This is a genomic window from Acinetobacter sp. AB03 (assembly GCF_058107045.1).
The window spans coordinates 2,721,592-2,742,976 of record NZ_JBUEBA010000002.1; the positions used below are offsets into that span (position 1 = coordinate 2,721,592).

20 protein-coding genes are annotated in these 21,385 nt (G+C 41.3%); 17 read left to right on the plus strand and 3 right to left on the minus strand.

Annotation, left to right across the window (positions count from 1 at the left end):
• From ACY3FQ_RS13720 to rdgB, 9 genes are all read left to right on the plus strand, one after another.
• Positions 1–2,220: TonB-dependent receptor domain-containing protein (locus ACY3FQ_RS13720; protein ID WP_489774197.1), on the plus strand; the 2,220-nt coding region annotated here is incomplete at its 5' end.
• 340 nt (positions 2,221–2,560) lie between these two features.
• A complete protein-coding gene (locus ACY3FQ_RS13725) occupies positions 2,561–4,837 on the plus strand; it encodes a TonB-dependent receptor (protein WP_489774198.1) in 2,277 nt (758 codons plus the stop codon).
• A gap of 115 nt (positions 4,838–4,952) precedes the next feature.
• Complete coding sequence (locus ACY3FQ_RS13730) at positions 4,953–5,636, plus strand: Fe2+-dependent dioxygenase (protein WP_126038226.1); 684 nt, start codon at positions 4,953–4,955, stop codon at positions 5,634–5,636.
• A gap of 49 nt (positions 5,637–5,685) precedes the next feature.
• Positions 5,686–6,792, plus strand: coding sequence for an alpha-hydroxy acid oxidase (locus ACY3FQ_RS13735; RefSeq protein WP_201953584.1), 1,107 nt, complete (start codon positions 5,686–5,688; stop codon positions 6,790–6,792).
• Positions 6,793–7,150: 358 nt separating this feature from the next.
• The gene (gene leuA, locus ACY3FQ_RS13740) at positions 7,151–8,848 is read left to right on the plus strand and encodes a 2-isopropylmalate synthase (protein WP_201953580.1); all 1,698 of its coding nucleotides are present in this window, start codon (positions 7,151–7,153) and stop codon (positions 8,846–8,848) included.
• A 101-nt stretch (positions 8,849–8,949) separates the two neighbouring features.
• The gene (gene metX, locus ACY3FQ_RS13745) at positions 8,950–10,107 is read left to right on the plus strand and encodes a homoserine O-succinyltransferase MetX (RefSeq protein WP_004692437.1); all 1,158 of its coding nucleotides are present in this window, start codon (positions 8,950–8,952) and stop codon (positions 10,105–10,107) included.
• Positions 10,107–10,700, plus strand: coding sequence for a methionine biosynthesis protein MetW (gene metW / locus ACY3FQ_RS13750; RefSeq protein WP_004692438.1), 594 nt, complete (start codon positions 10,107–10,109; stop codon positions 10,698–10,700). Before metX ends, metW begins: the two co-directional genes overlap by 1 nt.
• Entirely contained in the window at positions 10,697–11,287 is a 591-nt protein-coding gene (locus ACY3FQ_RS13755; RefSeq protein ID WP_004692440.1) for a tetratricopeptide repeat protein, read from the plus strand. Before metW ends, ACY3FQ_RS13755 begins: the two co-directional genes overlap by 4 nt.
• Before the next feature lie 104 nt (positions 11,288–11,391).
• A complete protein-coding gene (gene rdgB / locus ACY3FQ_RS13760) occupies positions 11,392–12,018 on the plus strand; it encodes an RdgB/HAM1 family non-canonical purine NTP pyrophosphatase (RefSeq protein ID WP_004692441.1) in 627 nt (208 codons plus the stop codon).
• A 121-nt stretch (positions 12,019–12,139) separates the two neighbouring features.
• On the opposite strand, the gene ACY3FQ_RS13765 is transcribed toward rdgB, so the two are convergent.
• Positions 12,140–13,024 (minus strand): AEC family transporter, encoded by an 885-nt coding sequence (locus ACY3FQ_RS13765; RefSeq protein WP_004692443.1) that lies wholly within the window; start codon positions 13,022–13,024, stop codon positions 12,140–12,142.
• 159 nt (positions 13,025–13,183) lie between these two features.
• Between ACY3FQ_RS13765 and tatA the strand changes: the two genes are divergently transcribed.
• From tatA to ACY3FQ_RS13785, 4 genes are all read left to right on the plus strand, one after another.
• Complete coding sequence (gene tatA, locus ACY3FQ_RS13770) at positions 13,184–13,402, plus strand: Sec-independent protein translocase subunit TatA (protein ID WP_004692445.1); 219 nt, start codon at positions 13,184–13,186, stop codon at positions 13,400–13,402.
• A gap of 12 nt (positions 13,403–13,414) precedes the next feature.
• Entirely contained in the window at positions 13,415–13,837 is a 423-nt protein-coding gene (tatB, locus tag ACY3FQ_RS13775) for a Sec-independent protein translocase protein TatB (protein ID WP_004692447.1), read from the plus strand.
• Positions 13,834–14,610 carry a twin-arginine translocase subunit TatC gene (gene tatC, locus ACY3FQ_RS13780; protein ID WP_004692449.1) on the plus strand — a complete coding sequence of 259 codons (777 nt, stop codon included), beginning with the start codon at positions 13,834–13,836 and terminating at the stop codon, positions 14,608–14,610. The genes tatB and tatC overlap by 4 nt, the downstream gene beginning before the upstream one ends.
• A gap of 185 nt (positions 14,611–14,795) precedes the next feature.
• On the plus strand, positions 14,796–16,772 hold the full coding sequence (locus ACY3FQ_RS13785) for a PhoX family protein (protein WP_004692450.1): 1,977 nt from the start codon (positions 14,796–14,798) through the stop codon (positions 16,770–16,772).
• A 38-nt stretch (positions 16,773–16,810) separates the two neighbouring features.
• Here the strand turns inward: ACY3FQ_RS13785 and ACY3FQ_RS13790 are convergent, their stop codons facing one another.
• Positions 16,811–17,593: an NRDE family protein gene (locus ACY3FQ_RS13790; RefSeq protein WP_201953573.1), complete on the minus strand. Its 783-nt coding sequence runs from the start codon at positions 17,591–17,593 to the stop codon at positions 16,811–16,813.
• Between the two features lie 93 nt (positions 17,594–17,686).
• Between ACY3FQ_RS13790 and lgt the strand changes: the two genes are divergently transcribed.
• From lgt to ACY3FQ_RS13805, 3 genes are all read left to right on the plus strand, one after another.
• Entirely contained in the window at positions 17,687–18,499 is an 813-nt protein-coding gene (lgt, locus tag ACY3FQ_RS13795; RefSeq protein WP_201953570.1) for a prolipoprotein diacylglyceryl transferase, read from the plus strand.
• Between the two features lie 100 nt (positions 18,500–18,599).
• Positions 18,600–18,983: an AzlD domain-containing protein gene (locus ACY3FQ_RS13800; RefSeq protein WP_125280825.1), complete on the plus strand. Its 384-nt coding sequence runs from the start codon at positions 18,600–18,602 to the stop codon at positions 18,981–18,983.
• A 3-nt stretch (positions 18,984–18,986) separates the two neighbouring features.
• Positions 18,987–19,355 (plus strand): hypothetical protein, encoded by a 369-nt coding sequence (locus ACY3FQ_RS13805; protein WP_489774202.1) that lies wholly within the window; start codon positions 18,987–18,989, stop codon positions 19,353–19,355.
• Positions 19,356–19,394: 39 nt separating this feature from the next.
• On the opposite strand, the gene ACY3FQ_RS13810 is transcribed toward ACY3FQ_RS13805, so the two are convergent.
• Entirely contained in the window at positions 19,395–19,904 is a 510-nt protein-coding gene (locus ACY3FQ_RS13810; RefSeq protein ID WP_087011366.1) for a CHAP domain-containing protein, read from the minus strand.
• A gap of 527 nt (positions 19,905–20,431) precedes the next feature.
• On the opposite strand from ACY3FQ_RS13810, the gene thyA reads away from it, so the two are divergent.
• Positions 20,432–21,274 (plus strand): thymidylate synthase, encoded by an 843-nt coding sequence (thyA, locus tag ACY3FQ_RS13815; protein ID WP_201953565.1) that lies wholly within the window; start codon positions 20,432–20,434, stop codon positions 21,272–21,274.
• Positions 21,275–21,385 lie beyond the last annotated feature (111 nt).

Genomic DNA, 21,385 nt, shown 5'->3' on the forward strand with positions numbered 1-21,385 from the left:
CTTTCATTGGCATTGCTTGGGGCAATCACCACTCCTGTTTTCGCAGAAACAACAACTGAAGATTCATCGCCACATCAGCTTTCCACCATTGTGGTTTCAGCTGCGGGTTTTGAACAAGATATTAAAAATGCACCAGCTTCAATTAGTGTCATTACGGCTGATGATTTGAAAAAAAAAGGGATTACAAGCATCGCAGATGCTCTTACTGAAGTCCCAGGCGTTGATGTGAGAAATGGTCAAGGAAAAACAGGCGGCTTAAATATACAAATACGGGGCCTAAACCAAGCCTATACACTCATTCTAATCGATGGACAACGTCAAAATACATCTGGCTCAATTGGTCCAAATGGCTTTGGTGAGTTTTCCACCAGCTTTATGCCACCTTTAGCAGCGATTGAACGTATTGAAGTCATTCGTGGCCCAATGTCAACCTTGTATGGCTCAGATGCCATGGGCGGCATTATCAATATCATTACCAAAAAGGTCGGTTCAGAATGGAGCGGTAATGTCTCACTTGAGCAAACTCTTCAAGAAAACTCAGAGATTGGTAATAGCTGGAAAACAAGTGCGGTGGTCAATGGACCGTTAATTCAAGATACTTTAGGTCTTCAACTCCGTGGTGATTTTTTTCATAGAGATAATTCTGAGCGCTTAGTTACGCCTAAAAAAACAATTGATTTAGGTAGCCAAGGTCGCGATCCTCGTACTGTAGAAGCAAATAATTACTCGATAGGCTCAAAACTGACCTATAAAATCAATGACCGTTTTGCAACTTGGGTCGACTTTGATCATTCTGAACAACGCTTTGACAATAGTGATGCACGTTTAGGCGAGCATTACGATTATAGTCGTACAACAGGCTTACCTACTGGTATTGGTTCTTATAAGGATGAAATTAAGTTTTTAAGAGATCGTATTTCTGCTGGGGTTGATGCTGACTTAAATTTTGGTCAATGGAAAACTTTTGCAAGCCAAGTTAAATCTCAACAAGAAGGCCGACGCCTACCTAAAGGTAACGTTCCTGAATATAACTATTATTCAGATGGTACAACTGACCGCAAATTAGAAAATACAGATTTAACAGTTGATTCCCGCATTATTACATCTATCAAAAACCACAGAATTACAGCGGGCGTTGAATATAAAGATGGCGAAACCATTGATACATCTGCAGGCAATGGTCAAACCTTTACTCAAGATTCATGGTCCGTATTTACAGAAGATGAGTGGCACTTAACAGATGCTTTAGCTTTCACTTTTGGTGGTCGCTATGAAGACCATAGCGCCTTTGGTGGACATTTTACGCCAAGAGCCTATTTGGCCTGGAATACAAATGACAATTGGACACTTAAGGGCGGTGTAAGTACAGGATATAAAGTCCCTACTGCCAACGACTTACACGATGGAATTAATGGATTTACTGCTCAAGGGAAGTCAGTATCATTAGGAAATCCTGACTTAAAACCAGAGAAAACAACTAATTATGAAATTGGTTTTGTCTACGATGATTTGACCAATTTTTCATTAACGACAACAGCCTTTTTTACAGAATTTAAAGATCTGATTATTTCTGGCGCAAAAACATATGAAAATTGCTTATGGGAAAGCCGCCCTACTGGAAGCACACCAGCAAGTGATTGTATGACCGTCGGCAACTTCTCTTATCAAGAAAACTTTTCATTTCAGGGAAATGCTGATGAAGCTGAAAGCTATGGTGTAGAACTAAGTGCTAAATATGATATTTCACCAAACTTTAATGTTAAAGCAAACTATACGTGGCTGGAGTCTGAAATCACGAAAGGAGAAAACAAAGGACAGACTATAGAAAACACACCACGCCATGCTGTTAATTTAACCAGCACATGGTATGTAAATGATCAATTTACTACATGGTTAGAGGCAGAATATAAGTCAAAACGAACACGTTTTACTGACCCTACTGCCAATACGGATACTATTCGTGAGGCTGAAATCACTGGTAATGAATTAAAAGCATATGAGCTATTCAATCTAGGTGCATCATATAAGGTGAATAACCAAATTACGCTATCAGGCAGAATTAATAATTTATTTGATAAAGACTTTGGTGATTACCAGACTTTCACTAACACCAAAGGTGAAACTGTAAATGCGTTTTTATATACTAAAACAACAAGTGGTTTAGCAGGAACATACATTCCAGATCGTAACTATTGGTTATCAATTTCATATGACTTCTAAAAATAGTCATATCTAAAGGAAAACCCTGCTCCGGCAGGGTTTTCTTCGTACATAGCTAATATAGATCCAACATAATTTATACATATTCACTTGGGAAATACCTTCAAACTTAGCTTAAAAATAATGGATTCTAAATTCCAATAACATTATAAAAATATAATCTAATTTTCCAATTTAAATAAAAATCAAAAACTTATGTCAAATTCATTACATTATTACATTTGTTTTTTCTACACAAATATATCTAAGCATCGACAATTCCAATGTAATAGTTATGCTACAAAAAATAAGAATCATTATTATTCGCATACTAATTTACAACGCTAGAACTAGATTCGTTATGGCCTTCATCAAAACACGTAAAAAGCTGGTTTCTTCAGCAATCGCTTCAACACTCTCTGTGGTTGCAGTCAATGCTGTTGCGCAAGATCAAATCGCGCAATTAGAAACAATTCACACGGAAGCGGCAGCAGAACAAAGTTTGAAAGTAGACAAATCTGCAAACAGCAAGTTCGTTGCTCCCCTACTCGACACACCAAAGTCAGTATCTGTTATTTCTAAGCAGTTGATTGAAGACACTCAAGTTACAACTTTAAGCGATGCTTTACGCACAGTGCCTGGGATCACACTTGGTGCAGGTGAAGGTGGTAACCCAAATGGTGACAGTCCATTTATTCGTGGTTATAACTCTGAAAGTTCAATGTACGTAGACGGCGTACGCAACTCATCTTCGCAAAACCGCGAAATGTTTGCGATTGAGCAAGTTGAAATTACTAAAGGTTCTGCATCAGCTATGGGCGGTGCAGGTACAACTGGTGGTAGCATCAACATGATTTCTAAAGTTGCAAAAAAAGGTGACTTTTTAGAAGGTTCTGTGGGTGCAGGAACGGATGATTACCAACGTATTACTTTAGACGGTAACAAAGATTTTGATAATGGTATTGCTGCTCGTGTTGCCGTAATGGGTCACCACAACGACAAAGCAGGTCAAGAAGATGGTACTGAATATGCACGTGCTGGTATTGCACCAAGTATTACTTTTGGTCTAGACAGCGACACGCGTGCAACTTTAAGCTACTACTACCTCAAAACTGATGATACCCCTGATTCAGGTGTGCCATACAACAATCCTACGGGCTATTCACAATACTCAGGAAAACCAATTGATGTAAAACAGGGTGTTTACTATGGTTGGAAAGACCGTGATTTCCAAAAACAAGAGAACCAAATCGGTACAATCAAATTAGAGCATGATCTTACCGATAATTTAACCCTTAGTAATACCGCTGTTTATAACAAATCAAAAAATGACTATCTTTGGACGAATCCAGATGATTCTAAAGGTAACATTTATAAAAATGGCAATGTATGGGCGCGTGTTAACTCCCGTGTAGCTGATACTGATACATTTACAGACCAGTTGGCTTTAACAGGTAAATTTAATACAGGTCGCTTGAAGCACAGCTTTAACCTAGGTGCTGAGTACTCAGACCAAGAGACTGATCGTACGCAATATATTATCAATGGCGATAATACTACGGGAAGTGCCTACTCGGATTGTAGCAAGTCTGAAAATGTGAGCTCTGGTTGGTGCACCTCGGTTCAGAATCCTAATCGCGGACAATGGACAGGCAGCATCAGTACCGAAGGTGCTGACCAATACAACACTCAAACAAAATCTACTTCTATTTACTTACTAGACAACATTGAATTTAACCCTCAGTGGATTTTAGATTTGGGCTTACGCTGGGATAAGTTTGATACTGAACAGACCATGACTTATGGAGCTCGTAACAGTGCTGTGATTGCTAATCCTGCTACAGCAAAAGCCGGCGATAAAGTAAAAACTGAAAGTGATACCGACTTTTTCACATATCAAGCAGGTATTACTTTTAAACCTGTTGAAAATGGGTCTATTTATGCAAGTTATGCCACTTCTGCAAACCCTGTTGGTATAGATGCCGGTGACGGTTCAGAAGGCATTGGAGCGGCTTATAGCAACCTAGATCCTGAAGAAAGTCGTACTTTTGAAATCGGTACAAAATGGGACTTGCTACAAGATCGCCTAAATTTAACAGCTGCTATTTTCCGTACTGAAAAACAAAATGCTCGTATTCAACTGTCTCCTACAACCTATAGCAATATCGGTGAAAGTAAAGTGGATGGTCTTGAACTTGGTTTAAACGGTAAGATTACTGATAAATGGGATATTAGTGCTGGTTATACTTATTTAGACAGTAAAGCGACCAAAAATGGTGTAAGTTGCCGTGGTACAACATGTACAGACCAATCTATATTTAATGGCAACCAAATGCCTAACGTTCCTAAAAACAGTGCTACGCTATGGACAACTTACCAAATTGTGCCACAGTTAACTTTAGGTGCTGGCGCAATTGCCATGGACAAAGTTTATGGTGACTTAGCAAACACAAAATATGTACCAGGTTACGTTCGCTACGATGCTATGGCACGTTACAACGTAAACAAGAATGTTGACCTTCAGTTAAATGTCAACAACTTGGCTGATACACGTTATTTCACTAAAGCTTACGCATCTCACTATGCAACTGAAGCTGAAGGTCGTAGCGCAGTACTGTCTCTAAACTTCAAATACTAAGTTTATAACTAAAATCTCTTTCATCCTGAGATTTGATAAAAATAGCCTCTCATTGAGGCTATTTTTATATATGCTTAAAAACTAAATAGATCTTTCATTTTCAGCAGGTCATGTTGTGATCCATCATATTCCCAATGTATTAAGCAAAGAACAGGTACAATACTTTCGTAATGAAATGGCAAAAGTGGAGTGGATTGATGGTAAAAAAACCACAGGATCACTCTCAAAAAATGTAAAACAAAATCAACAGCTCCCCGAAGATCACCCTCTCACACAACACTTAGGCAATATCATCTTAGAAGCACTTGGACAACATCCACTCTTTATGTCCGCTGCCCTACCTTTAGATATTTTGCCGCCTTATTTTAACCGCTATGAACAGGGCGAAACTTTTGGCTTCCATGTGGACAATGCCATTCGCTGGGTAGCTGGAAGCAAAGATCGGATTCGTACTGATGTATCCTGCACTGTTTTTCTAAGCGAACCTGACGAATATGAAGGTGGCGATTTGGTGGTAGAAGACACCTATGGCTATCATGAAGTGAAATTACCTGCGGGTGATATGATTTTATATCCATCCACCAGCGTGCATGAGGTAACACCAGTGACCTCAGGCTGCCGTGTCGCTTCGTTCTTTTGGGTTCAAAGTATGATTCGAGATGATGCTGACCGCCACATCTTATTTAATCTTGATCAAACCATTCAGAACCTACGTGTGCAACTCGGTGATCAACATCAGGAAGTGGTTAAGCTCACCAGTCTGTATCATAACCTGATGCGTAAATGGGCTGAACTTTAAAACAATAATCCCAGCCCAACGTCAACTACTGTAGCAACTGGACCGTTCCATGACATCAAAAACTGTATTGCCACCACTCACCCAAATTCCTGCCTCATTGCAAACGATTGCAGACTATGAAATTGAGGCAGAAAAGCATCTGCCTGAGATGGTCTGGCACTATTTGCAAGGTGGTGCTATGGATGAGATCAGTGTTCGGAATAACCTCGCTCAGTTCCAAAACCTGCACTTGATACCACGCATGTTAAGAGATCTCACTCAAGGCAATACAAGCTGTGAAATCTTAGGACAAAGCTTTCCACATCCTATTTTTGTGGCACCGATTGGTCATCAACAGCAGTTTCATCCTGAAGCAGAAGCTGCAACCGCGTTGGCAGCTGAAGTACTCGGCAGTAATATGATTTTGAGTACTTTTACCAATACCGACATGCGCACATTCAAACCAGAGAATCCTTACAAATGGTTCCAACTGTATTGGCAAGGTGACCGTGATAAATCTTTGGCTTTGCTGAAGCTCGCTGAGGCACAAAACTTCACCGCAATTGTGATCACTGTGGACTCTCCACATACAGGCATCCGTGATCGTGAACGTCGTGCTTTCTTTCACCTCCCTGAAAACATGCAGCATCCGCACACTCCTGCCCATATTCCACTGCCTGAACTACAAGAAGGTGATCATCCCGTGTTTAATGGACTGATGAAAATTGCTCCAACATGGGATGACATCGCATGGATAGTTCAACAGACTGATTTACCCATCCTGTTAAAAGGCATCGTCAGCCCACTCGATGCCCAACTGGCCATTCAACATGGCATACAAGGCTTAATTGTGTCTAATCACGGCGGTCGAGTTTTAGATACCTGTATTCCTCCACTCAAAGCCTTGCAACTCATCAAAAAAGCCGTTCCGCATGACTTCCCTCTTTTATATGATGGGGGTGTGCGTCGCGGCTCAGATGTGTTTAAGGCCATTGCTTTAGGTGCTTCCGCGGTTTTAGTTGGAAGACCATGTATTTATGGTCTTGCCACTGCGGGTGCCTTAGGCGTTGCCCATGTGCTTAAAATCTTAAAAGAAGAATTTGAGATCACCATGGCGTTGATGGGCACTGCAACCCTTGCAGATATACAGCCCGATATGGTCATAGAGTTCTCATAACCTCTTCAAAAAAGCGAATGAAATGAATCAAATTCGTAAAATGAAGAAAAAGATCAAACACATCTCAAAAATACACGGAAATATTTCCCCTATATATCAAATTAGAGGGAAATATTTTTTCAGATACGACTAAAATCCATAAAAAAAGAAAAATCTTTTCGACCGAAGTGGATTAAACTCTTAAATATAACGTTACAAGGTTACTCACGGTAAATCTAAGTCGTATCAAATATTTACGTTTACAAACACCCTGAAGACTCCCTTGTAAATAGAGACCATAGACACAATCTATATTCAGTAGTAGGTTGCTTTTTATTACCCACTCAAATGCAACCCGTACTATGTAAGGAGTTACCTCATGATGTTGGCTGATCCAAGTAAAAAATATCGTCGCATGTATCAACGTGTTGACTTGCCAGACCGTCAATGGCCAAACAACGAAATTACAAAAGCGCCTATTTGGATGAGTACTGACCTGCGTGATGGTAACCAAGCAATTTTTGAACCGATGGACATGGAACAAAAATTTAAAATGTTCCAAATGTTGGTGAAAATTGGATTCAAGAATATTGAAATCGGTTTCCCTTCAGCATCTCAAATTGACTTTGACTTTACCCGTAAATTAATCGAAGAAAATCACATTCCAGATGATGTGTATATCGAAGTTTTAGTTCAAGCACGTGATCATTTGATCCAGCGTACTTTTGAGTCTTTAGCGGGCGCAAAACGTGCCATCGTACATATTTATAATTCAAATGCTCCAACTTTCCGCCAAAAAGTCTTAAATGTCGATGTTGCAGGTGCGAAGCAATTAGCAGTCAATGCAGCCAGCAAAGTTAAAGAATATGCAGCGCAATATCCGGAAACGGAATGGGTGTTCCAGTACAGCCCAGAGTGTTTCTCTGCAACCGAATTAGAAGTTGCAAAAGACGTGTGTGATGCAGTTACCGAAATTTGGGAAGCATCACCAAGCAATAAAGTGATTTTAAACCTACCTGCTACGGTTGAAGTTTCGACACCGAATGTTTATGCAGACCAAGTCGAATGGATGCACCGCAACATTGCTCGTCGTGATGGCGTGATTATTTCTGTGCACTGTCACAACGACCGTGGCTGTGGGATTGCTGCATCAGAATTGGCGATTATGGCCGGTGCAGACCGTATCGAAGGTTGTGTGTTTGGTAATGGCGAACGTACAGGTAACGTCGACGTCGCTGCAATTGCTTTGAATATGTACTCTCAAGGTGTTGCGCCAAACTTAGATTTTTCAAATATCAATGAAATCATTGCAACGGTAGAAGAATGTACAGGTTTGCCTGTTCACCCTCGTCACCCATATGCAGGTGATTTGGTCTTCACCGCATTTTCTGGTTCACATCAAGATGCCATTAAGAAAGGTTTCGAGTTCCAAAAGAACGAAGAAATTTGGGATATGCCATACTTGCCAATCGACCCGAAAGACTTGGGCCGCGACTATGATGCTGTAATTCGCGTCAACTCACAGTCAGGTAAAGGCGGTATTGCTTACTTGTTAGAAGCAAATTACAACGTGGTATTGCCACGTCGTATCCAAATTGAATTCTCTCAAACCGTACAAAAACGTACCGATGAAGAAGGCACTGAAATTACCGCACAAGAAATTTGGAAATTATTCAAAGAAACTTATGTGGACACCAAAGATACGCATTACTCGACTAAGAACTACCGTTTGTATGACAACAACGGCAAACAAGTGGTTGAGCTTGAAATTGAAGTAAATGGTGAAACGCAGCAATTACGTGGCGAAGGCAATGGTCCAATCTCTGCAATGTTGGATGCTTTACAGTTACCAATCGACGTGTTGAGCTACGAAGAGCGCGGTATTAGCTCTGGGGCAAATGCAAAAGCCTTGGCTTTGGTTGAATTACAAGTCAAAGGTACAGGTAAATCAGCCTTCGGTGCGGGTATTCACGACAACATTGTGACCTCATCGATTGAAGCTATTATTGCGTGTACCAACCGCTTAATTGATCAAGGTGTGTTAAGCACAGATCAAGTGATTGCTGCTGCGGTATAAGTATTAGCAATAATAATTAGCACTAAAATGACTTTAGAAGGATACCCTCAAGTGGTATCCTTTTGTTTATTAACCCCAAAGATTTAAGGCGTATTATTCCTGTGTCTTTTCCTGCTGACTCCGTGGGTATCGTTAGTCCACAAAAGTTTACTTTTGAAGAGCCCTTAGAGCTCGAATGCGGTCGTATTCTCCCTCGTTATGAACTGATGGTTGAAACCTATGGTGAACTCAATGCAGATAAATCCAATGCGATTTTAATTTGCCATGCGCTATCGGGTCATCATCATGCTGCGGGTTACCATCATGCTGACGATAAAAAACCAGGTTGGTGGGATGCCTGTATTGGCCCAGGTAAAGCGATTGATACTTCAAAGTTTTTCGTGGTTGCACTGAACAATATTGGGGGCTGTAACGGTTCAACAGGGCCAACTTCGCCAAACCCTGAAAATGATAACCGTCCTTATGGTCCTGACTTTCCTTTAGTCACCGTCCGTGACTGGGTTAAAACCCAAGCTATTTTATCCGATCATCTGGGTATTCAAGTCTGGAGTGCGGTGATTGGTGGTTCGCTGGGTGGTATGCAAGCCTTGCAATGGTCGGTTGATTATCCTGATCGTTTGCAAAAATGCGTGATTATTGCCAGTGCGCCGAAACTGTCTGCTCAGAATATTGCCTTTAACGAAGTCGCACGACAGTCAATTTTGTCTGATCCAGACTTCCATGATGGTCGCTATCTTGAAAATGATAGCTATCCAAAACGTGGCCTAATTTTGGCACGTATGGTCGGTCATATTACCTATCTATCTGAAGAAGCCATGAAACAAAAGTTTGGCCGCGACTTAAAGTCAGGCAAATTTATGTATGGTTTCGATGTCGAATTCCAAGTCGAAAGCTATTTGCGCTATCAAGGTGAGCAATTTAGCCGTAACTTTGACGCCAACACTTATCTGATTATGACCAAAGCTTTGGATTATTTTGATCCTTCGCGTGAGTATGAACAGTCTTTAGTTAAAGCCATGTCACAGACCAAATGTCAGTTCCTTGTGGTGTCCTTTACCACCGACTGGCGTTTTACCCCGCAACGTTCACAAGAAATTGTGGATGCGTTGATCACCAACCACAAACCAGTGAGCTATTTAGATATCGACGCTGAACAAGGCCATGACTCGTTCCTGTTCCCGATTCCTTTGTATGTAAAAGCATTACGTGCATTTTTGGGTGGTTCTGAACACCTTCAAGCAACCCAGGAGGCTGTGTAATGCGTATTGATCATCAACTGGCAGAAAAATGGATCAAACCTGATTCTAGCGTACTCGATTTAGGTTGTGGTGACGGTGAATTACTGGCTCATATGAGCAAAAAGCACAATATTCGCGCATATGGACTGGAAATTGATCAAGAAAAGATTGCAATTGCAGTCGGTCGCGGGTTAAATATTATCCAACAAGACTTAAACTTGGGTTTAAGCCGCTTTGCAGACCAGTCTTTTGACTATGTCGTTATGGCACAAGCCTTGCAAGCGGTAGATGCACCAGATGTTTTATTACGTGATATGGTGCGCGTAGGGAAACAGGCGATCATTACTTTTCCTAACTTTGCCCATTGGAAGACCCGTTCTTTCTTGGCACTGAAAGGAATGATGCCCGTTTCTGAAGTTTTGCCGTACATGTGGTATAACACACCCAATATCCACTTATGTACTTTCCGTGATTTTGAAGCACTTTGTGCGGAAAATAACATCAGAATTATTAATCGACTCGCTGTAAATGGGGATCAACAAGATAGTTTACTCAGTAAACGTCTCCCGAATTTGTTTGGTGAAGTCGCAATTTATCGAGTGAGCGCTCTATGAAAAAACTATTCTTAAGCACGACACTACTGGTTGGACTTTTGAGCATTCAAGCTCATGCAGATTATGTTTCCCCAACCACGTCTGTTGCGAGTCAAGCTGCACAGTATTCTGTTATGGATATCAATAGCTTAATTAAAGCGGCAAAAGCAGGTCAGCCTGCTGCGCAGTTCTATCTTGCAACCAAGTATCAACAAGGTAAAGATATCTCTGCAGATGAACGACAGGCCTTTGCTTGGTACAAAGCCGCTGCAGATCAAGGTCTTTCGGCTGCTCAGCTAAATGTTGGTCGTATGCTTGCAGATGGCCTAGGCACCAAAAAAGATGAATCTTTAGCACGTCAATACTTTGAAAAAGCAGCCAGCCGTGGTGATAACCGCGCAAGCTTTAACTTGGCGATGATGGAAGAGCAAAAGAAAAACTACATGGGTGCTTATCAATGGTATGAGCTTTCAACCCGTGATGGCATGCTCGACAATAAAGTGATTACGCTTTCTGAAGGCAAGAAAACAGCCTTAGCGGCAAACTTAACACAAGATCAAATTCGTCAAGCACGTGACCGTGCAGACAAGTGGATTCAAGCTCAATAAGCTTTTATTTCCATACTCAGCACCTTCGGGTGCTTTTTTATTGCCTATCCATGAGTCGGACTTGTTAAAATAACCGCATAATTTTTAAAGCACGGATCTTTCACATGGCATCAACTGATTGGTTATCTCAAGGTACCTTAGTCCTCGCAAGCAATAACAAAGGCAAAATTGCGGAATTTGAAAAATTATTTGCAGAGCTGAACTTACCTGTTGAAGTGATTGCTCAAGGTAAATTGAATATTGAAGATGCCATTGAAGATGGTTTGAGCTTTGTCGAAAATGCGATTATTAAAGCACGCCATGCTTCTAAAATTTCAGGAAAACCAGCCATTGCAGATGACTCTGGGATTTGTGTCCCAGTTTTAGATGGTGCTCCAGGGATTTACTCTGCGCGTTATGCAGGTGAACACGGCGATGATGCGGCCAATAACCAAAAGCTCTTAGCTGAACTCAAGCCACTGCGTAAAGACGCTCAAGCGATTGAAGGCATGTTTGTATGCGTTTTAGTGTTAGTGCAACATGCTGATGATCCTCTTCCACAAATTTTCCAAGGCATTTGGAAAGGTGAAGTACTGGAGGCTGCACGTGGTGAAAATGGTTTTGGTTATGACCCGCTGTTCTGGTTACCCGAGTTAGGGCTTTCAAGTGCAGAAATGAGCAAAGAAGAAAAAAATAAAATCAGCCATCGTGGTCAGGCTATGCAACTGTTTAAAGCCAGTTTAGAACAATAAAAACTAAGCTGTGTAATGTTGCCCCTTCTCCCCTTGGGGAGGAAGGTGGCGAAAAATTTTCTATATTTTCCTCTATCGCCCTTGCGCAGCAGTACTATGCATTTCTAGCTAAAGTGAGTGCTTAGATCACAGCAAATACATGCAGCAATAAACCATAAATACTCACCACGGCACAGCTGATGATCGTACCTGAAGCAATGTATTTTGCCGACGTGCCTGTACCCTGATAATGCGTTTCCAAAGCCACAATATTGGCTGCTGGCGGTAAACAGAACAATAAGAACATGACCCCAATATATTGTTCAATATTAGGAATAGCGAAGTAACGATAACTCAGCCCACACAGCACCACGCCGCATGCCAATTTTAATAAAGCTGTCTGACTACTTTGCCACAGGTCCGCTTTCTCAACTTTGGTGTGCCTCAACCACATACCCAATACACACATGCCAGAGAAGCTCATACAAAATTTGGCTGCACTATAAATCACATCAATCAGATCATGCTGTGACCAATGTTGCACGCCAACGAAACGAAAAATAAGGGCTAAAATCAAAGCAATCATGGGTGGAGCACAGAGCACTTTTTTAAAAATAAACGAAAAAGCTAACGGTGTTTGGCTCACAGCTGTCACTGCCCAGAGATTGCCAAAAATAGAGCCACCGATATATAAAGCCACCATTGCTGGACTAATTTCTGTGCTAAACAACGCAATTGCAAAAGGAAAGCCTAACCATGCCATATTGACATAACTAAAACACAGGGCGCTTAATTTATTCTTTGAAAAATATAGGAAAAAGTAAAATAAGAGCACTGCCACGACAAAACTGAATAACATCAGACTAAAGCTACCAGCCTGATAAAACACCATGTTGTAGACAATAACAATCGGAATAAAGCAACGTGCTAAAAGACTTGAAAAGCCTGTTTTCAACCGTGTTGCCAATGGGGTGGATGCAAGGAATAAACCACTAAGAAAGGCCAACAGAGGGAGCAGCAACGTCACTTCAATATCCTTGAAATTTCACCGAATCATCATAACACTGCTTTTTCTCAAAATCTGTGCGAAGCGATCGTTTTGTCTTGAAATTGAAACATCATCGTCACCGCAATGTCACACAAGCCTGTTGATATAGGGAAAACGAAAAATGATGAGGATCTACCCATGGCGGGACTATCAATTTGGCATGTACTAATTTTTGCAATTGTGGTTATTCTTCTTTTTGGTACAGCCAAACTTAAGAACTTAGGTAAAGATGTCGGTGGTGCGGTGAAAGACTTTAAAAAGTCGATCCGTGATGAGGAAGCTGAAGCAGCTCAACTCAATGAGCCACGAACGATTGATGCTCATGTCAAAAGCACCGAAAGTTCTATTAAAAGCTAAGCGAGCACTGCCATGCTAAATGTAGGTATGACGGAACTCTTATGCTTTGCTATCGTTGCATTATTAGTTCTAGGTCCTGAGAAACTACCTGAAGCAGCACGCTTTGCAGCCAAATGGTATGGCAAAGCCAAACGTTTTATGAATAACGTTCAAACTGAGGTAGATCGTGAGCTAAAGCTTTCTGAGTTTCGTCAGGAAATTCAAAAAGAAATTGAGCGTATGACCGAAATAGAACAACGCTTACAAAAACAACTCGATCATCTCAGTAAATCAGCTCCAACAACAAAGACTGAAAATACGGCTGCATATGAATATCAGTGGCTCACACCCTCTCCATTAACACCATTTTCAATCAACCATCTTAAACAACATGGTACACCTTTGTTTACTGCAGCAAATATACCTATTCAGCCCCAATTGAAGATAGCCGTATGAATCAAGTGTCAACAAGGCCAGACTCAAACACAGGCCAAGATGAAGAATTAGAACAAATGCCTGTCATGCAGCACTTAATTACACTGCGCAAGTATTTATTTAAAATCGTCGGCATTACCCTGTTGCTGTTCTTTTGTTTATTGCCTTTTCGAAATACGACTTATCAACTGTTATCTGAGCCACTACGCCAACAACTGCCAGTCAACTCAACCATGATTGCGACAGATGTCACAGCAACATTTATGGCACCGTTTAAATTAAATCTATTTGTTGCTCTAGTGTTAGCAATGCCAGTCATCATTTACTTAATATGGTCTTTTGTGCGACCTGCACTATATGAGAAAGAGCGCTTCTTGGCGGTTCCACTGCTTGTGGGTAGTATCGCACTGTTTTATATCGGGATCGCGTTTGCCTACTTCATTACGCTTCCAGCAATTTTACATTTTTTTATCAGTGTCTCGCCTGAAAGCGTCGCTCCAATGACGGATATCAATAGTTATCTCAGTTTTTGTTTGAAACTCTTTTTGGTTTTTGGACTCACTTTTGAAATCCCAATTATTACTTTAGTGCTAATTTTAATTGGTGTCGTTAGCACACAGAGTCTCGCTGAAAAGCGTCGTTTCATTGTCGTGGGATGCTTTTTCATTGCGATGTTTGTCACTCCACCTGATGCACTTTCGATGATTATGCTTGCGGTACCCATGTGGCTGTTATTTGAAATTGGTTTATTTTTCGGAAAATTATTAGAGAAAAGAAAAACAACAAGCCACTAAAACTTGAGAATTACAAACTTCCATCTTATTTCCTCCAACACTGTCTGGAGGATTTTTTATTTCATGTTGTATCTATTGCCCTATCAAATACTGTCTTCAAATTGACCCTAAACTGTAAATAAAACGTCACTTCTGCTTCATACAATCTAGCTCGACTTACTTACAATTATTGATATGGACTTACTATGACAGCCACAACAAATCAGCCAAGTCGTCGTGATCTTCTAAAATGGTTTGCGGGAATCCCTTTTTTACCGCTTGGGGCAATGACTACTGCAGCAGCATTGAGCGGTTGTAATGATAGTGACAATGACACAGCGGTAACACCACCTGTGACAAAACCTGCAAATCTAAAAGCTGCAACATTTACAGCGATGGCAGCGCCTATTGCAATTGCAGACCGTGCTAAAACATCAGTCAGTTCGAAACTCAAAATCGACTGGGATGACTCAACCAGTTCAGAGTATCAACTTGGCTATAAAAGCTTTTTTGAAACAGGCAATACTGTGCCTAAATGGGGCGGTGGTGAAATTATTGCTGGGGGATATTTTAACGCCAACGGCGACCCAATTATGGATACATCTGTTCCAGCGTCGCCACGCCAATTCTTTTCAGACTGCCCAGATGGCTCCTCGCTTATTCATTTAGACGGTGCTCAAGTCGAAGGTGTGAATAACCCAGTATTCCATGTGGTGCAATTTGAATATGCCTCACAAAACCTAGCAGGCGCGAGCGAGTATGGCAACTTACCCTCCCCAATTGCAATTTTGACATTAGACCAGAACCAAACAACAGGTCATTTAGAGCTTAAAAAATACTTTAATGTCGATACCTCTGCAGTTCATGGTTTATGGATTACTTGTGGTGCAAGCATGTCACCGTGGAACACACATTTATCTAGTGAAGAATATGAACCTGATGCATTTGAACAAGGCATTGGTGGACCAAGTCCAAAAGGAATCAGCAAAAACTTCTTTGGTGATGAGGCCGCAGCTAAACCATATAACTATGGTCATTTACCTGAAGTGATCGTAAATAAAGACGGCAGTGGTAGTATTGTTAAACACTTCTGTATGGGCCGTATTTCGCATGAACTGGTACATGTCATGCCCGATAACCGTACCGTAATTATGGGTGATGACTACACCAACGGTGGCTTCTTTATGTTCATTGCCGATGTCGCAAAAGATTTGTCAGCAGGTAAACTTTATGTCGCTAAATATGTATCTGAACTGACAGAGAGCAGTACAGGACAAATTAAATGGATTGAGCTAGGTCATGCAACTAGTCAAGAAATTGAAAAAATGGTTAATGTTGACAATATCCAACCTAGCGACATCATGGAAAGTTTAACAACTAATCCAAATGACGCATCATATACCAAAATTATTTTAGCCAAGAAGAAGCTTTGGGTAAAAGTAAAACCAGGTATGGAAAAAGCAGCAGCCTTCCTTGAAACCCACCGCTACGCAGCACTCAAAGGTGGCAGCATGGCCTTCACGAAGATGGAAGGGACCACCATCAACATTAAAGACAAAGTTGCGTATTCTGCTTTAGCAAATATTCAAAATTCAATGATCAAAGACAATGCAGCTTGGGTTGCCGCACACAATGTTTCATTCACGAAGAAAATCACTGCGGGTGGCGTACTGGCACATGATTTAACAGCAGGACAGAACACAACCGATGGGCAGCCTATCAACAGTGAATGGATTCCGTATCAATCGAAAATGCTATTGATGGGTGAGGACATCACAGTGGATAGCTTAGGTAACACAGCAAATCCAGATAAAATTGCAAGCCCTGACAATTTGAAGTTCTCTGAAACACTACGCACCTTATTCATTGGTGAAGACAGTGGTAACCATCCAAATAACTTCTTATGGGCTTATAACGTGGATACCAAAGCAGATCCTGTACGTTTACTCTCAACCCCTGCAGGAGCAGAATCGACTGGTTTACATGCAGTAGACTCAGTAAATGGTTGGACTTATATCATGAGTAACTTCCAACATGCGGGTGACATGAAGAGCTTATCTGAGGACTTAAAAGCAGCAACTTTAGCCAATTACAACAATGGCTATAGTGCAAGTGTCGGTTATTTAACAGCAGACTTGATGCCATCAGTAGAAAAGAAAAAGACTGAAACCAAAGCTTCTTAAGTCATTCCAAAAAAAATGCCGACTTATGTCGGCATTTTTTATGATTTAAAGAGTACAGCCTGTTCCGTGATTTTTCCTTTGAACTCACCCTGCTGCTGCTTTTCCAGCCAAGACCATTGTTCATGGGTCATGCGCAGGAAGTTAGAACAGCGTGTCCCATAAATAGGGCTTTGAATAAAAGTCGAAGACAATAACTCTTCCATATCCAGACTAATCCCAGTTTGTGGCAACAAGTCTGGAATAATCTTGCGCTCATCCTCCAAAATATCCCAAGCTGTCGCCTCTAACTCGCTTTGTAAGATGTGGGATTTTTGCAACATCGGTAAGAACTCTTGGGTAAAGCGCTTACGTAAATGTTTGGTTTTTTCCCAATGTTCCGTCATCAAACCATTCGACACCACATACACGCCTTTCGGAAGAACCTGTGGTGCTTCACCACGATTGCTCATATAGACCGCCTGATGCCGATCCCCCATAAAAAGATTAAAACCCGCATAGTCACATTGTTTTTTCTCTAAGTCTTGTGCAAAACGAATCGGGGTTTGTTCAGACTCTAAAAAGGATTGAATCAAATGTCCGCGAGACGTTGGATAGCTGGTTTGATCCTTCCCATCGCGAAAGTTGGTCAAAACAGCCCAACGTCCTGTTGGTGTTATCCCCATCCATGTGCCGCCAGACTGCAAATCTTGCCCTGCAATAATCGGGCTATTTTCCCATTGCTTTAAATGGCTCGAAGGACGCTGATAGAACTCATCTCGATTTGAAATCAAACACAATGGCATATCATCCAAGACCTGCCATGCTATTGCCACAATACACATAAACGATACTCATCATCTTTACACATTGAATGTACAACATTTTTCATCTCTTTCAGCTAAAATCTGTTCAAAACATAATGACTAGGAATATGCATGCTGACCTATCCAAATATTGACCCCGTCGCAATAGCACTTGGCCCTTTACAAGTCCATTGGTACGGACTGATGTATTTATTGGCCTTTTTGTTTGCTTGGGGACTAGCAAGCTACCGCGCGAAAGAACGAGGTTGGACACCGGACATGGTCTCCGATTTGATCTTTTATGGCGCTCTAGGTGTAGTTATTGGTGGTCGTGTCGGTTACGTCTTCTTTTATGGCTTTGAGCAATTCCTTGCAAACCCTATTTGGCTATTCCAAGTCTGGACAGGCGGCATGAGTTTCCATGGCGGCTTCTTGGGTGTAATGCTTGCCATGCTGTTCTGGTGTAAGAAATACAAAATGACTTGGTTCCAAACCCTCGACTTTATTGCGCCATGTGTCCCTACAGGGCTCATGTTTGGTCGTATTGGTAACTTTATTGGCGGAGAGCTTTATGGTCGCCCTGTTGCAGACCCAAACTTTGCACTGGGTATGATTTTCCCAACGGATCCGCTACAGCTAATTCGCCATCCTTCTCAGCTCTATCAGGCCTTTTTTGAAGGGTTATTGTTATTCATCGTACTGTGGTGGTTCAGTTCAAAGCCACGTCCTCGTATGGCGGTTTCAGCGTTATTCCTGATCGGTTATGGTATGGCCCGCTTCATCGTCGAGTTCTTCCGTGAACCTGACAACGGACAGCTGTTCATCGCATGGATGAGTAAAGGTCAATTCCTCAGTCTGCCAATGATTTTGGTCGGCGCGTGGATGATGTGGTATGCCTATCAAAAGAGAATCTATGATTGGGGCCCACAAAAGAATAATGGCTAATCCGATGAGCGGATAAAATATTGGGGGCATCATTGCCCCCTTTTTTAGGACCAAATTATGCTAAAGTGACATATGTTTGGTTTTTAAATACATCACTCCCATGCTCGAATTTTGGTTTAATCCCTCAATTTCTATTCTTAAAAAATTACTTATTTTTATCGCAATTGCTGTTGTAACAGGTGTGTTGTATTGGATGGAACCCCTGAGCCTCAATGCCATTTTAATGTTCTTGGGTACTGGGATTGTTTTTCTGATTTGTCGTTACTGCAAAATTCATTTTGCCGCCAAAAATCCTACAGGTTTTTTATATCGTCTACTGACTTGGATTCCAATTGCGCTACTTTTGGCACTGATTTTTATGAATATTAAAGATGGTGAGCTGCTGATTCCAGGTGCACAAGGGATTGGTTTTATGGCGCTGGGGATTTGCCTATTTTCCCCCCTATCTCTTTTGCATAGCAATACTCAGCCTGAGTCCAAATAAACCATGTTGAACTTTTGGTATTCTGAACGCTGTAGCCGTCAAATTAAACTCATCGTTTGTATTGCCACTTGCGTGATGATTTTTATGGCAGCACAAGTTCAACAGCTTGGCGCAATTTTTATTGGTTTGAGCCTAATGATTGGCATTGCAACGCATCTGCTACGTGGTGTGCAATTGAAGATTGCTCAGGACAATCCGTATCGTGAAGGTTTTTCTCGTTTGGTGGTTTTTCTACCCCTAATTGCCCTGATTTGTTTGCTGGGCTATCTACCCGCGCAAGATAAAATTGCGCTGGCGCTTCAGTGTATCGGCTTTAGTGGAGTTGGTTTATTTTTAGTATCGATTCACGCACAGCGTGAAAAAAGAGTTTAATCGGGATGCGGAGTTGCTCTACATCCCGTCAACATCTGCTTAATCCATTCGATAATAGCTGTAGTTCACATTTTGGTTACGGTAAACCGCATAACCACTTTGTTTAAAATCAGAAACCCAACCATTACCTGAATAAGCGGCAATATGTCCATAACGGTTCTTTGCAGTACGGTCGATAATATAAATATCGCCTTTTTTAGGCTGATCAAAAGATAAATTGATTTTACGATAACCAATGCTGGTTAGGGTCTTCCCCCAATCTGCCGCAGCCACAGGATGACTCTTAAAGCGTGCACCCGCAGACTCTAAGCCAATACGAATACTTTTAGCACATTTTTGGGTACTGGTTTGACGGGTAATATTTCTTAAGAAACCTGTAAACTTTTCAAGATCCACACGCTGATGGTTGCTAATGGCCCTTTCTCGTGCCTGCTTCGAGCTTAAAATATCCGAAGCGGTGACATTTCGCTCTGACTGAGAACGTATTATGATATTGGTTTGCGCAGGCGCATAGACGTCATTCATATTTACGTTTTGATCATAAGGCATACTAAAACCAACTCTCCTCCCAATCATTAGGGGTGTGCAACTTTTCGAGTTCGAAATACTAACCGCTCAGCATTGAACTTTCATGTCGTAAATGTAATATTTTTTTTCAAAATGCAACACAACCTTTCTAAAGTTTTCTTTTCTCTGTACTTTTTGAAACCTAAATTAACTAAAAAAATTTACCCCTTACCCAAGTCCTTTTTCGGCTTAAGCTCAAATTTTTCACCATTGGCTAATGAAGTCCTTAGATATGGAATGGATTGCCCATCTAAACGGCTATCTATTTAGATTCGATACAACTCAATTATTGCAGTTTAAATCCTGCACAAAACCACTTTAACCTGGTTCTCTGTAATAGCTTTCACATAACTTTTATATGAGTAATCATCTTGCCTGACTTACTAATCTCGGGTGCGCAATAAGGCACAATTCAGTATAATCATCCGCAGATTTTATAATTTAGAGTGGAAAGAACAGGCACATCTATTAAGAGGTCTGTTCCCCCGAAGTGTTTATTTGAGAGTTTTATGAAAACGTATTTAGACCTGCTACAACACATCCTCGATCACGGTGGTGATAAAGGCGACCGTACTGGTACAGGTACGCGCTCGGTATTTGGTCATCAAATGCGCTTTGATCTTTCTCAAGGCTTCCCTTTATTAACCACTAAAAAAGTTCACTTTCGTTCAATCGTGATTGAACTGTTGTGGTTTTTAAAAGGCGATACCAATGTGCAATATTTACAGGACAACAAAGTCAGTATTTGGGATGAATGGTCAACTGCAGAACAAACTGCGCGTTTTGGTCGCCCAGAAGGTGAACTGGGGCCGGTGTATGGCCATCAATGGCGTAATTTCGGTGCAACCAAAAAAGCCGACGGTTTCTATGAAAAAGATGGTTTTGACCAAATTGCATGGTTAGTCAATGAAATTAAAACCAATCCAAACTCACGCCGTCTGATTGTATCGGGTTGGAATCCACAAGAAGCTGGGCAAGTCGCCCTTCCTCCGTGCCACACTCTCTTCCAGTTCTTTGTTCATAACGGCAAACTGTCTTGTCAGCTCTATCAACGCAGTGCCGATGTTTTTCTAGGTGTGCCTTTTAATATTGCCAGTTATGCGCTACTCACTCATATGATCGCGCAAGTCTGCGGTTTAGGTGTGGGTGACTTTGTCTGGACGGGTGGCGATACGCATTTATATGCCAACCATTTTGAACAAGCGAAGCTTCAGTTAAGCCGTGAACCTTTAGGGCTGTGCCAACTGAAACTCAATCCTGCGGTTAATGATATTTTCGACTTTAAATTTGAAGATATCGAAATCGTGGGTTATGAATCACATCCTGGGATTAAAGCACCCGTTGCTGTTTAAAGCAGATAAAGCCGAATTCAATCTCGCCTTGAATCAGCGAGATTGAGGTTTACCCATAGATGTTCTTCCTCTCCTTGAGGAAGAATAAGAAATATGACCCAACATTTGAGC